General features: G+C 35.0%; 12 protein-coding genes. All 12 read right to left on the bottom strand.

Annotated features, from left to right (window positions below; genetic code table 11):
• Positions 1–40: 40 nt before the first annotated feature.
• The gene (locus BUE10_RS11330) at positions 41–2,380 is read right to left on the bottom strand and encodes a polysaccharide biosynthesis tyrosine autokinase (protein WP_073485119.1); all 2,340 of its coding nucleotides are present in this window, start codon (positions 2,378–2,380) and stop codon (positions 41–43) included.
• Positions 2,381–2,443: 63 nt separating this feature from the next.
• On the bottom strand, positions 2,444–3,217 hold the full coding sequence (locus BUE10_RS11325) for a polysaccharide biosynthesis/export family protein (protein WP_083598047.1): 774 nt from the start codon (positions 3,215–3,217) through the stop codon (positions 2,444–2,446).
• A 114-nt stretch (positions 3,218–3,331) separates the two neighbouring features.
• Positions 3,332–4,078, bottom strand: coding sequence for a glycosyltransferase family 2 protein (locus BUE10_RS11320; RefSeq protein WP_053470211.1), 747 nt, complete (start codon positions 4,076–4,078; stop codon positions 3,332–3,334).
• A gap of 156 nt (positions 4,079–4,234) precedes the next feature.
• A complete protein-coding gene (locus BUE10_RS11315) occupies positions 4,235–5,209 on the bottom strand; it encodes a UDP-glucuronic acid decarboxylase family protein (RefSeq protein ID WP_177178035.1) in 975 nt (324 codons plus the stop codon).
• Positions 5,210–5,216: 7 nt separating this feature from the next.
• Positions 5,217–6,035, bottom strand: a complete 819-nt coding sequence (locus tag BUE10_RS11310; protein WP_083598045.1) for a glycosyltransferase family 2 protein — start codon at positions 6,033–6,035, stop codon at positions 5,217–5,219.
• On the bottom strand, positions 6,028–6,441 hold the full coding sequence (locus tag BUE10_RS11305; protein ID WP_234984734.1) for a putative colanic acid biosynthesis acetyltransferase: 414 nt from the start codon (positions 6,439–6,441) through the stop codon (positions 6,028–6,030). The genes BUE10_RS11310 and BUE10_RS11305 overlap by 8 nt, the downstream gene beginning before the upstream one ends.
• Positions 6,442–6,575: 134 nt before the next feature.
• The gene (locus BUE10_RS11300) at positions 6,576–7,655 is read right to left on the bottom strand and encodes a glycosyltransferase (protein ID WP_073485113.1); all 1,080 of its coding nucleotides are present in this window, start codon (positions 7,653–7,655) and stop codon (positions 6,576–6,578) included.
• Positions 7,652–8,821: a glycosyltransferase family 4 protein gene (locus tag BUE10_RS11295; RefSeq protein ID WP_159439059.1), complete on the bottom strand. Its 1,170-nt coding sequence runs from the start codon at positions 8,819–8,821 to the stop codon at positions 7,652–7,654. Before BUE10_RS11295 ends, BUE10_RS11300 begins: the two co-directional genes overlap by 4 nt.
• Positions 8,818–10,110: a hypothetical protein gene (locus BUE10_RS11290; RefSeq protein WP_073485110.1), complete on the bottom strand. Its 1,293-nt coding sequence runs from the start codon at positions 10,108–10,110 to the stop codon at positions 8,818–8,820. Before BUE10_RS11290 ends, BUE10_RS11295 begins: the two co-directional genes overlap by 4 nt.
• Positions 10,111–10,114: 4 nt before the next feature.
• Positions 10,115–11,368, bottom strand: a complete 1,254-nt coding sequence (locus BUE10_RS11285) for a glycosyltransferase family 4 protein (RefSeq protein WP_073485108.1) — start codon at positions 11,366–11,368, stop codon at positions 10,115–10,117.
• Positions 11,365–12,447, bottom strand: a complete 1,083-nt coding sequence (locus BUE10_RS11280; protein ID WP_073485106.1) for a glycosyltransferase family protein — start codon at positions 12,445–12,447, stop codon at positions 11,365–11,367. Before BUE10_RS11280 ends, BUE10_RS11285 begins: the two co-directional genes overlap by 4 nt.
• Before the next feature lie 69 nt (positions 12,448–12,516).
• The gene (locus tag BUE10_RS11275; protein WP_073485104.1) at positions 12,517–13,377 is read right to left on the bottom strand and encodes a glycosyltransferase family 32 protein; all 861 of its coding nucleotides are present in this window, start codon (positions 13,375–13,377) and stop codon (positions 12,517–12,519) included.
• Positions 13,378–13,400 lie beyond the last annotated feature (23 nt).

Raw genomic sequence — 13,400 nt, 5'->3', positions numbered from 1 at the left:
TTATTATTTGGGGTGAATTTGCGGCGGAGAAAAATATAACTTAGGCTTCTTTTATTCTAAGACTTCTTTTATACCAAGGTCTTTTTATTTTCAATTCCTGATACTGATAACCGTAGTTTCGGCCATAACCATATCCGTATGCCGTTTTCATATTTACGGCATTGATCAAAATACCAACATTCCTTAATTGCTCTTTTTTAATAAAATTACTTACCTGAACTAAATTGCTCTTATCTGTATAATCGTATTTTACAACAAATACGGTAACATCTGCCAAATGACTAAAATTGAGCGTATCAGACACTATTTGTACCGGAGCGGTATCTAATATTATAAAGTCATACAGGTCTTTTGCTTCTTCAATTAAGGCTTCAAAATTAGAGTTGGTGATTAATTGAGAAGGATTTGGAGGAACTTCGCCAGCAAGCAGAATATCAAGGTTTTTAGAATAATTAGTGTCTTTTTGCAGGAATTCTTTCCAGTCATCATTTTTATTCGCCAGATAATTGGTAAGACCTGATACGTTTTTATTGATATTGAAATATTCATGCAATTGAGGATTTCTTAAATCAACGCCAATTAGTAATACTTTTTTATTGAGATTACTAATAGTTACCGCATTATGAAAGGCACAAAAGGATTTTCCTTCTCCCTGAATACAAGACGTAAACAGGATTATATTTCCTTTGTCTTCCTTTTTTTTGTGCAGTAAATAGCGAATGTTTGAAACTAAAGTACGCGTTGCCTCTGCTATTAACGAATGAGAAGTCGCTGTATTTTCTAACTTTTCGCTGGTATTTATTTTAGGAATGTGTCCCAAAATAGGAATATTGGTAATTACTTTTTGAATATCTTCTTCGTTATGTATTTTGGTATCCAGATATAAACGAACATATATTATCCCAAAAGGAAGCAGTAAACCAAACAGAAACGCGCCCAGCATAAAGGATTTAGGCTGAGGAAATATGGCTGAATAATTTGTTTCAGGTGCGTTTAAGGTTTTTAAATTGGATTCCAGAATTGCTCCGTTTAAAACTGCTTCTTCTTTCTTTTGTAATAATGCTACATAGGTTTCTTCTTTCATACTAAGATTACTATTGATGTTACCCAATATTTTATCTTGCGTAGGAATGTTTTTAATTTTTGAAGCCGCAATAGTTTCCTGAGTTTTATTGACGATATTGTTTTGGTTCAGAAAGTTTAAATACCCTTCTAAAGAATTCAATATTTCTTGTTTTGAAACTCTTAACTGCGTCATTAAAGTAATATAAGCCGGATTGTTTTTTTGTGCTCTCTGCAGGATTAATTCACTGTCCATGAGCTTTGTATTATAATTTAAAAGCATTTGATTGACGATCGATGATTCTAAATTATAATTAGTGCCTAAAGTTTGTCCGGGTTCTCTTTTTCTGATATCGTTAATGGCATAATTGGCAAGTGAAATTTGTTTTTCGTTGAGTAAGGAACTTTCCGTTTTCTGACTTCTGTCGGCAGTTTTTTCGGCAATATAATTGTCCATTACGGCTATTTCATTGTTTTGCAGATATTTTTCTTTTACACTTTCAATAGAATCTTTTTCTTTAGTAAAACTTTTTATCCTTTGATTTAGATAAGTAACCGTATTGGTAAACGTTTTTTGTTTGTTGATTACAATGCTTTTATCCAGTAAAACGATAATTTCATTTAATATTTTTCGTGAACGTACAGGGTCAGAACTGATATGATTTAGTTCGATTGTTCCTTTTGATTTTTCATCGGATAAAACAATAAGTGATGATTTTAATTCTTTTAAAGCAGCATCTGTTGGTTCCAGATTTACTTTATATTCTTTATCAAAATAATACGATGCATTTTTCTTTGCTTTTGAGGCTAATCTAATTTTAAATGGCAGACCGAATACCGCTTCTTTTCCATCATATCCATTCACACGGAATTTTTTTTCTGCAACAGGATCGGTTATAATAAATCCTCCTTTGTCTATTTTAATTTCATACGAAACCTGAGGTAAAGAATCTCTGGAAACCGTTAGTTTTAAAACAAAGGGAACTTCGTTAACAGCATTATTTTGTGTGGTATATACTTTCTCAAAATAACTCACATTTAGTTTCAAATTCTTTACTACACCCAGCAAAAACTCGTTGGATGTAATCAATCTGATTTCATCGTCTAAATTATCTTCGTTATTTTTTTGATCGGTACTAATGGTTATTATTTTCGTTTTGTCTTCTTGTTTTTTATCCAAAAAAATCATAGCCGAAGTCTGGTACGTTGGCGGCACTATTTTAATAAAAATGAATGCTGCACCTACGCATAAAATTAAACTAAGCAGGAACCAAGGCCAAAACTTGAGATACTTTAAAAATTCTTTTTTAAAATCCATAATTATTCAATTAATTATACAACAGAATTCGTAACAATAATCATAATTTCAAACTGCTCATTTTTACTGAGCTATAAGTAAAACGACGGCTAAAAGAGAAGCTGTTATTCCCAAAACCTGTATAGGATCTTTGATTAAACCACCGCTGTTTGCTTTTAGTTTATTAGGTTCAACCACAATAACATCGTTCTGCCTGATTCTGAAATTTGGGTTGTTCATCCAGGAAGCTGTGGTTAGGTCAATATGAAAAACCAAACGTTTTCCGTCAACTTCCCTAATCAGTTTTATATCTGTTCGAACGGCAGAATAGGTTAAATCTTTTGCCAGTCCTATGGCGTCGAGCAAGCTGATAGATTCTTCGCTAAAAGGGATTACGCCGGGTGAATTTACCTCTCCCAAAATGGTAAATTTATTATTGAGAACTCTAACCTGAACGGTAGGATTTACTAAATAACCTTCGCCTATTAAACGCTCTTTTATTTTCTGTTCAACATTAGTTGGCGTTAAGCCGCCTACTTTCACTTCATTTAAAATAGGCATCATGATATTTCCTTGCGGAGTTACTAAATAACCTGATAATTTCATCATTTCTACAGAAGTTTGTCCGTTGGTAGTTCCCACATTCATATTAAAAGGCGCGGCTACCACAGGATTAAGATCTCCTACATCAATTTTTAAAATATCGTTAGGCTGTATTTTGGTCGATGTATAAACTAAAGTCGAGTTTGCATAGCTGTCTAAATCTTGTAAATACAGCATTTCTTTTTTTGTGGTACAAGACTGAAGCATTAATAAAAGCAATAAAAATATCGGAAGTAAAATTTTCTTCATGTTCATCGTAGTATATTTTAGTGTTTTTTAATTACTCTAAATTCTATTGAAATAAATCTGCTTAAGACCTATGTTCACTATGATGAAAAAAATACTGATCGATCAATATTTATCCTTTTATTAATGAACTATATACTGCCTCAAAGCGATACTTTTTTTAAGAAAGACAACAAATATTGCTGCCAGACCGTGAAACTTATAAATCTTATAGTCTTCGTATAAAACCTCAAAAGCACGTTTTAAACTGGTACTCATGCCGCCCATTCTCATTTTTACGATATAGGCATCGATGTAACTCATATTAATTTTGTGCTTGTACAAATAGCGGAGCAGAAACTCGGTATCTGATGCTATTTTAAAATCAAGGTTGTATAAACCATGTTTATCTATTACAGCTTTTTTTAAATAAACCGTAGGATGAAGGGGCAGCCATCCTTTTTTAACTCTTTTGAGACTAAAAACGCCTCCTATTCTATCGCGGATTAAACGTTCCTCTTTATCATTGGAGACATAAATTCCGTCGCCGTAAACTCCGTCAATAGTATTATCATTTTCAAAACGGGCCGCAATTCTTGAAATCGCTTTTCGATCGTAAAACTCATCATCAGAATGCATTAAACCAATTACATCTCCTGTTGCCAGTTGAAAACCTTTGTTAATGGCATCATACATTCCTTTATCAGGCTCTGAAATATATTTGGAAATTCGATCTTTATAAGATTCTATAATCTCCTGTGTTCCATCTTTAGAATTACCATCGATAATGATGTATTCGATATCAGGGTAATTTTGTGAAAGCACACTTTGAATCGCTTTTTCAATCGTAGCTTTACGATTGTAACATACTGTAATTATGGTAATTTTCATCAGCAATTATACTTTAAGATAAAAATGTTACATAATTTCCATATAAAACTAAAACAAAAGATTTCTACTAAAAAAAGTTCTCGATGAACCGCCTCAATTGTCGTTAAAACCCCTAAAAGTCAAAGTTTTAAGTTGAAAATTATTTATATTATTTCCTTAATAAGGAAATTGAGAAAAAGAAGGCTTTGCCTGATTTAGCAATAATTGGTCAAAATATTCGATTGTAGCAGTCAAACCTTCGCGTAATTCTATTTGAGGTTTCCAGCCATTTAATTTGTTATGCGCCAAAGAAATATCCGGCTGTCTTTGTTTAGGATCATCCTGCGGTAAACCAAGATGAATGATTTTTGATGATGAACCTGTCAGTTCAATAATGGCCTGCGCCAGTTCCAGCATGGTAAACTCGTTTGGGTTTCCCAGATTTACAGGGCCTAAAAAATCACGATCTGAAGCCATCATTCTAATCATGCCTTCGACTAAATCATCGACATATTGAAACGAACGCGTTTGCAAACCGTCTCCAAAAATGGTAATATCTTTTCCCTGCAATGCCTGAACAATAAAATTCGAAACCACCCTTCCGTCTGCCGGGTTCATGTTTGGGCCGTAGGTATTAAAAATTCTGATGATTTTAATGGCCACTTTATTTTGATTGTGATAATCCATAAACAAAGTCTCGGCGCAGCGTTTTCCTTCGTCATAACAAGAACGAATTCCAATTGGGTTTACATGTCCCCAATAACTTTCGGTTTGCGGATGTACCAAAGGATCGCCGTAAACTTCACTTGTACTGGCTTGGAGCACTTTTGCCTTAACGCGTTTTGCTAATCCCAATACATTGATTGCGCCCATAACCGATGTTTTTATGGTTTTAATTGGATTGTACTGGTAATGTACCGGAGATGCCGGACAAGCCAAATTGTAAATCTCATCGACCTCAGCATAATAAGGTTCTGTTATGTCGTGACGCACCATTTCAAAATACGGATTATCGATTAAATCAATAATATTCGATTTGGTTCCGGTAAAGTAATTGTCGAGACAAATTACTTCGTTTCCTTCATTCAATAATCTTTTGCATAAATGTGAACCTACAAATCCGGCTCCTCCCGTTATCAAAATTCTTTTCATGATAATTCTATTTATTTTTGATTAAATCAATTTTTGTTTGAATTTGAAAAAAGTAATGTGACTTAAAACGTGCCAGATAAAATCCTTCTTTTCCATCTAAAAAACCCAGCTTTAAAAAATAAGCTCCAAAAAAATAAACCGCAGGAAGCAATCCTGTATTAAGAAGTCCGTATTTAATTTTTTGGTTTAAGGATAAAAGCGTGTTTTTAGATTTCCTGATTTGTAAATATCTCTGGGCTTCCCAACTAGAATAAGCATTGTGTTTGTCTATATAATGTTCCAGATTTTTAAAATCTTTATGAACCACTTTTGCTTTGATAACGCCTACTTTACCTTCGATAATAGGATGTTCATGCACTTCCATATCTAAATGGCTCCATAAATCTTCTTCGATTTTTTCGTAAGCCCCTTTTGATTTCTTAAATAGTGCCGATTTTTGAAACCCATATCCGTACTTGAGTTTTCTTCCCATAAAATAGTTTTCAAAACGAATCGTGAAACCGTTATAAATGGGATCCTGAATTTTATGTTCTATTTCGTTGACAAACTCATCTGTAGCAAATTCATCGGCATCGAGAAACAAAATCCATTCGTTAAGAAGGTTTGCGTTTTGCAATGCCCAATTGCGTTTTTTAGGGAATTTACCATTCCATTGAAATTGCAATACTTCGGCTCCCATAGCTTTTGCAATAATTATGGTATCATCAGTACTGCCTGAATCGACCACAATTAGTTGTGAAAATCGCTTTAATTTATCCAGACATAAGGGTAAATTCTGCGCTTCGTTTTTGACAGAAACGATTACGGAAATTGGAATTTTATTCAAAGCTTCTAAATTTTATTAGTTTGGAAGGATTTCCTCCTACTATGGAATTTTCCTCAACATCTTTAATAACTACGGAACGGGCGGCAATAACCGAATAATTTTCTACAGAAACTCCCGGCGCAATAAAAGCATCGGCAGCAATCCATACTCCGTTTCCTATTGTAATTGGTTTTAATAGTAGAGGAAAATCTTTTTTAGTATAATCATGGGTTGAGGCGCACAAATAGGCTTTTTGAGATATTATAGTATTATCGCCAATGCTTATTTTTCCCTGATTATAACAATCGACTTTAGGGCCTAAACTGGAATTTTTGCCCAATTCTAAATTCCACGGCGCCCATACTTTTACGGAAGCATACACATGCGCCGACCAATCTATTTTTGCTCCGAAACATTTCAGTACCAAAACTCTCCATGTTTTAAAAAAACGGGAAGCAAATGGGCGAAATATTATCAGCCGTGCAAAATTCCAGATCAATCTTGAAATTTTGTTTTTTAAGCTGAAAGAATGACTATAAGTAGATAAATCCAAAACTGTAATTAATTAAGTATTTTTTTATACAAGTCGTTCATTTGATTGGCAACAGCTTTAATTTCATATTTTTCTGCTACAAGTCTTCTTCCTTTTCTGCCCATACTTTCTAGTTCATAAGCTGCTGTATTCAATACTTGCGTAATGATTTTTTCAAGATTTGGAACCGATAAATTTATCCACCAGCCGCATTCGTGTATTTCAAGATCTTCCCACGGCGTGCCCTGCGTTGTGATTACCGGAACTCCAAGAGCCAGCGCTTCAGCAATTACAATTCCGAAATTTTCGCTATGTGTTGGCAGCACCATAACATCTGCAGATCGTAAAAAATCCCATTTTTCGTTACCGTATTTTGCGCCGACAAAATTTACATTTTTGAGATCTCTGGCACTGTTGCTTAAATGCGCTATATAATTTTTATCGCCATTTCCTGCAATTTCAAGATTCCATCCATCAGTCTTGCAATGACGCCAGGCTTCCAGCAGTAATTCAATTCCTTTTTTGGGATGAATTCTGGATATAAAAACCATTTTTTTTGTTCCGTAACATTCTTTAATTCCTTTAATATCGTTCAGGTCAATACCATTTGGAATGATGGAAATAGGCGGTTTAAATCCTAAATACTGAATATTGAGTGCTTCCATTTCGGCAGTTGTATGTAAAAAGGCAACATCCTGAATGGCTTTTTTTTGATATAAAAACAATCCTAATCTTTTCTTCCACGGATTGTTAGCCATGATCCACGGTTCTAACATTCCGTGTGGAGACAGGATTACTTTTATTCCTATTTCCTGCGCTACTTTTTGAAAACCCCAGTTTTGCGGACTCCAGATTCCGTTAATATGAACTATATCCGGTTTTTCGGCCATTAAAAAGATTCTAAAGTCTTCAAGCATATCAAACCATCTCAAAATGCCGCCTTTAAAAAATTTAATTCTTACGCCCGGAATATCTATAGGATGAGCCGTTTTTTTTGTTGCTACCACTATTTCCATATGTTTTGATAAAGCCGTGCTTAATAATCGCATATATTCTGTAGTTCCTCCGCCTACCTTGTCAATCCCCGCAATAAAATGGATTACTTTCATACAATTTGATTTATTTCTTTGTAAATAACTTCGACAGCATCAAGGAAATATTCTGTTGTAAATTTTTGCGACTGGGTAAAAGATCTTTCAATTGTTTCCGTTTGCTGAGGCCGGCTTAATTTCAATACTTTTTCGATTGTTTTTGCGCCTTCCTCTTTCCATTGCTGCCATTGTGCAGGATCTGCTGGTTTTTTCTCAATGTAAAAAGCGGCCATTCCGCCTACTTCATTCATTGGAGCTTTATTGGTCGTGATTACCGGACATCCAGAAGCCATTGCTTCAATAATAGGCCAGCCAAAACCTTCATCTAATGACGGAAACAATAAACAAATTGCTCCGGAATAGGCATTATTAACATGTTCATCTGATAGGTTTGTGATGAAATGAATATCGTTTTTGAATGGTGATTTTTTGTGCAGAAGATTTAATTCTTCTGATGGTTCTTCACCAATCAAAACCAAGGGTATATTTGTATGGTATAGGTTTCTCCAGGTTTCGTAAATCTCCAAAACACCTTGTCGGTTTTTATAATATTGATTCCCTCCAATGTGCATAATGTAACCCTGAGATAAAAGTATATTAAATTTTGCTTCTAATAAATCCCTTGAAGATTCTCTTGGCAGAGAAAAAAACGGACGGCTTAATCCGTTGTAACATACTTTTGAATTGGCGATTTCTCCCAAATGCAATTGGTGTAAATCTTGTCGTGTTTTTTTTGAAATGGAAATGAAATTTTTTCCTTTTGAAAAACCTCTTCTAATATAAATTTGATACAGCTTTCCTGTAAAAGATGTCGGATTTTCAGGCACCATTCCCAATGCCGATTTTAAGGCTAAAAAGTCATGGCAGTGTACAACGTGTTTTCTGTTTTTTACCAATGGAACCCACGGACCAAGCGCCTGATCTGCAAATACAAAAAGAGTATCTTGTGATGAATTGCGTAATTTTAGTTTTACTTCTAATGGAAATACAAAATATTGATCCAGATAACCCAGCCATTTTTTAAAGGATTTCATTATAGGAAGTTTGTAAAATCTCGCTTTCGGACTCCAGACTGCTACTTCATGTCCTCTTTCTTTCATTCCGTTCAGCAGCATATTGGCATAGCGAGGCATGCTTTGATGAGCTGTAAAGGAAGGATGCGTAAAAAGGACAATTTTCATCATTCTGTTTTCAAATTGATGTTCATACCAGCCAATAATAAACCTGTTGCAATCACCGCGCAGCCCAGCATACTTGGCTGAGCCCATTGGCCTTGGGTAATTAAAAACAAAGCCGTTCCGCAAAATGTTAAGGGCAATAGTTTATAGTTTCCCGGTAATTTTATAGAGCTATAAAAAAGTCCAAAGGCCAAAACTAATCTCAAAACGACAAGACCGCCGCCTAAAATAAGTCCCTGCTCGCCGCCCACACGATTTAATTCGCCTTCTGAAACTAAAAATTTTCTTTGGCCTGTCAACAGCTGTGCGCCTGCATTGGTTCCCATTCCTAGATTCCCTTCAAATAAAGGTGCTTTTAATAATGTCGTGATAGGTTCTGTAAATCCGTTTATGGTTCGCATTACGATTGATCCTCCTTCTTGTCCTTTTGCTGTATCGACACGGCTCATAAAAACCTGAGTTCCCAAATTGAAAATGGAAGTTGTTTTTTGTAAAACCATAAATAAAACTACAATTACTAAAACGGTCGATATTAATCGTATTAATGATTTTACACTGGTTGTTGATCCTGCAAAAGCAAAAAAACCAACTAATAAAACGCCTAAAACTGCTGTTCTGCTCACGGTTAGCGGCAAAGCAATTATTAAGGCGATAGTACTGGAAATAAGTAAAAGTTTAGAGCAGGCTTCTTTTGAAAGCCAGAAATAAAATACAAATACCGAAACCAAAATATAGTAAGCAGATAATCCTGTTGTAAACGAAAATGTTCCCGATGGCCTGAAATATCCCATTGCGCCATCAAAACCTGCGCTTCCTTCTCCGCCCAAACCTGTATTAATGTAAGCTGTCTGCGGACTTGTAAACTGAAGATAAATAATCAAAGTCATCAAAATATTGGCAGCCAGCATGACACGTCCCATTTTAAGGACATCTTCTTTTTTAAATACGGCTCCAATTATAAAAATCAGCGGAAAATGAATAAGCATAATTCTTGCCCCGTAAAGGCCTACAAATAGATTTCCGTGTCCGAAAGTAAGTGTAATCGCCAAACCTAATAATGTAAAAATGGCGCTTAAAACTACATAGCCGTTTATAAATTTTACATCCAGATAAAAAGCTCTTATGATGATGAAAATTGCAATTGGGTCACGCACAATTAAAAGCGGCGTAGCCAGACTTGGCAAAATCCATTTACGGAGTGCACCTTCAAAAACCCACAGTAAAAAATACAGCCAAATGGCTATTTTTAAGGTTTTATAAGATTGTTCTAAATCTTGTTCTTTTGGGGTGTCCATTTTTCTAATTGTTTACAAAATCTTTTAATGAAGAAAGTGCATCGGCCATTTCTTTTCCATACACTGACCACGGTCTGGTTTGTGCTTTGTTTTGAGCGGCAAACCCGAATTGTTCCAATAGTTCCGGTTTTTCGAGTATTTGAGTAATGACTTCTTTTATGGCTTTTGAAGATCCGGCGGGAACAATCCATCCGTCTTTTCCGTGTTCTATTAAATCCGGGCCTGCGGTACGATTGGTTGTAATAACTGGAATTCCCTGCGACATGGCTTCGGTAATAACCAAACCAAACCCTTCAAAAAGAGAAGGAAAAACAAATACGTCATGTTCGTACATACACTCTAAAACCTCATCGTGAGATAATGACGGAATCCAATTGTGTTTTTCTAAAGCCTGATTTAATGCTTCACAATTTGATACAGCTTTATGTCCTACAATTGTGAGCTCTACTTTGTCTTCCATTTTTTCGACTGCATCAAACAAATAGGAAATTCCTTTTCGCTGCGATAAACCGCCAATGAATAAAATTTTAAGTTTTCGATCTAAAAGAGGTTCGTAGTATTTTTTTCTGGTAACTGCCGGAAAACCGTATGGAATTACTTTTATTTCGGGCAGGTTTCCTTTATAGTTTTCTAATGTTTTTTTGGTAAAACTGCTGGCGACAAAAATTACATCTGCCAGAGCTAATTCTTCATCTTTTTTGCTCAGTTTCCCCACTGAATCGTTGAAACCTATAAGCGTGTCTGACCAAGCCGGATTAATGTCAAATTCTTTCTGCATTAATAATCTGGCGCTTTTCCAATACCCAATTGGTAAATCGTAAATACAGTAAAGTCCTAATTGTTTTGCTGCTTTAAACGTAGATAAAGCTCCGTCTTCGTATGCATAAACTCCTAAAAGGCCTTCTTTTTTAAATTCGGCTAAATTATCAGCAACCCATTTATCATGTTTTTGATACACTTTGTCAATACAGAAAAAACCTTTTTCGTGTGTGATTAAAAAATCTAATTTGAATTTTAAAGTCAGCAAACGTCCCAATTCAAAAAAGGATTTTGATCGTGTATAAGGCTGCCAGGTTTCGTCTAAACTTCTTCTTTTTAAATCTTTTAGTTTCGGATTATTTCCAAGCTTAAATAATAACTGTCCGGGAAATATCGCAATTGAAGTAAACAGTTTAAAAAGCTGCTGTTCTTTCAATAAACCGGTTACCAGATTTTTTGAATTTGCGTTTAAAGTTGGATGTGAAACCAATAATTTCATACTGCCGAAATTGAATTGATAAACTGCGCAGCAATTGCATTTAGATCTGAAACCTCAACGTTTTGCGGTGTTATATTCAGATTGTTTTTTTCGTATTTGATAATCTGCGGAATTACATACTGCCCTTTTGTTGGAGTCCAATTTCTTGAAACACAAATCGTATTGATTTGATGTTCTTTGTACGCTGCAAAAACACCGCTTTTTTCTGTTTGAAAATACGGTGTTGTTGATATTCCAAAATCGCTGTCTCTCAAAACCTGCGATATTACATTTTCAGATTGTATGCCCAGAACTTCATACCGGATATTATATTTTTCTAATATCGATGTATAATTAGTAAGTTCTGGCCCATTTTTACCGATAAAAACAAATTTTATAGGTTTCTCAAACTTATCTGAATTGCTGTTTAAATCCTTAATAAAATCTTCAAAAGGAGCGCCGTTATGAATGGTGCCAAACAAAACAAACTGAGCAAATGCTATTGGTTCTTTTTTCACGGCTGTTAACGGAATATTACCGCAAATGGGCAAAACTTCAGCCTTGATATTTTGAGATTGAAGAAAGAACTGGTATAATTTATTTTGAGTATTTATGGAATGTGTTTTTGTATTGTGAACTATTTTTTTGGCGATTACCTGCTGTAATTTTCCAATGCATTTGTGTTTAATAGAAGATTCGGTATCAATTCCCAGCCACAATTCATGAAACATAATATGCCATTTATGATTGCCTCTAATTTTTTTTAAGTATGGAGGAAGCCAAAACGGTAATCCTTTTGGGTTGAAGCTGTACGGAACGTATTGCAGCGAAATCCAGTCTGGTTCAAAATCTTTCAGGATTTTTTGCAGCCAAATTAAACGCTGATCGTTTGGTGCTGCAACTGGAATTCGATGTACGATTACGGGAGTTTCTTCTACAACCTGAGTTTCACTGGTAAAAGAAACGGCTTCGTGATCGCATAAAGATAAAATCTGTGCATCGTGGCCGGATTTTATAAGTTTACCACATAAGCGGCGGGTATAATCGCCTACACCATCGTTACCAATTTCTGCAGAGCCGCAAATGAAGAGTATTTCCATTTCGTGATTTAATTATTGAATTTTATAGGGGAGGTCTTTTAGTTTCTCGTGAATCAAACTGATCTAATTTCAATTCAAAAAAATGGATGTGTTTTTTGTTATAATTGTTTTCAGGTATTTTGATGTACGATAGGTTTTTTTAATGCTTTTATCAATAAAATTGACGACGGGAAACAATCTGGGGTAATGGTTCCGGACTAAATGCAGGAACTTTTCGATGCCTTTTTTTCCGCGCCAGCTGCCGTTTATTAAATGAATTGCGTAGGATCTTCTGTCTAAATAAATAGAATTTCCTACGAGAATATTGGCCGGAAGAATCAGCATATTCTCTCTTAAAACCTGTTCTTTGTTTTGATACGTATAACCGTATTTTTCGGCTACCGGAGTTATTACAGAACCTATTATGACTTTTTTTAAATTCATAGTTCCGTCTTCACCAAATAGCTGCAGGTTTTTATATTGTTCTAAACAATCTTTGACATACGGATGATTGGGCACCGATGCAAAAATGGCTCCCTGAACTGCAAATCCTGTAATAGTTTCCCCGTTTACAGGTAAATAAGAAGCGTTTAATTGTTTAAGTCCGCCTGCATCTTCAAATAAACCGGGATGTATTTCGTGCGCGCTGAAAAAGTCATAATCAAACCAGGTTTCCTTAAACGGTTTCAGTATTTTAACATCCGAATCCAGATATAAACCGCCTTCGGTATATAAGGCATATAAGCGAACGTAATCTGCTGCAAAAGCCCATTTCTTGGCCTGAAAAGCTTCTTTTACAAAAGGAATCGAATCAAAATCAAAACTATCTTTATTCCATATTCGTATTTCAAATTCAGGCAGGTGAATTTTCCATGTAGCCATACATTCTTTTATAAATGGCGTATAATCTTCACCACTAAACCAGCAAATATGAATTGTTTTTGGAATCATAATTTTTTATCCGTTTTAAAAAA

This window comes from Flavobacterium sp. CF108 (genome assembly GCF_900129795.1).
Taxonomy (GTDB): domain Bacteria; phylum Bacteroidota; class Bacteroidia; order Flavobacteriales; family Flavobacteriaceae; genus Flavobacterium.
The sequence above is the reverse complement of the archived record's forward strand: the minus strand, read 5'-3'. Positions and strand labels throughout refer to the sequence as shown.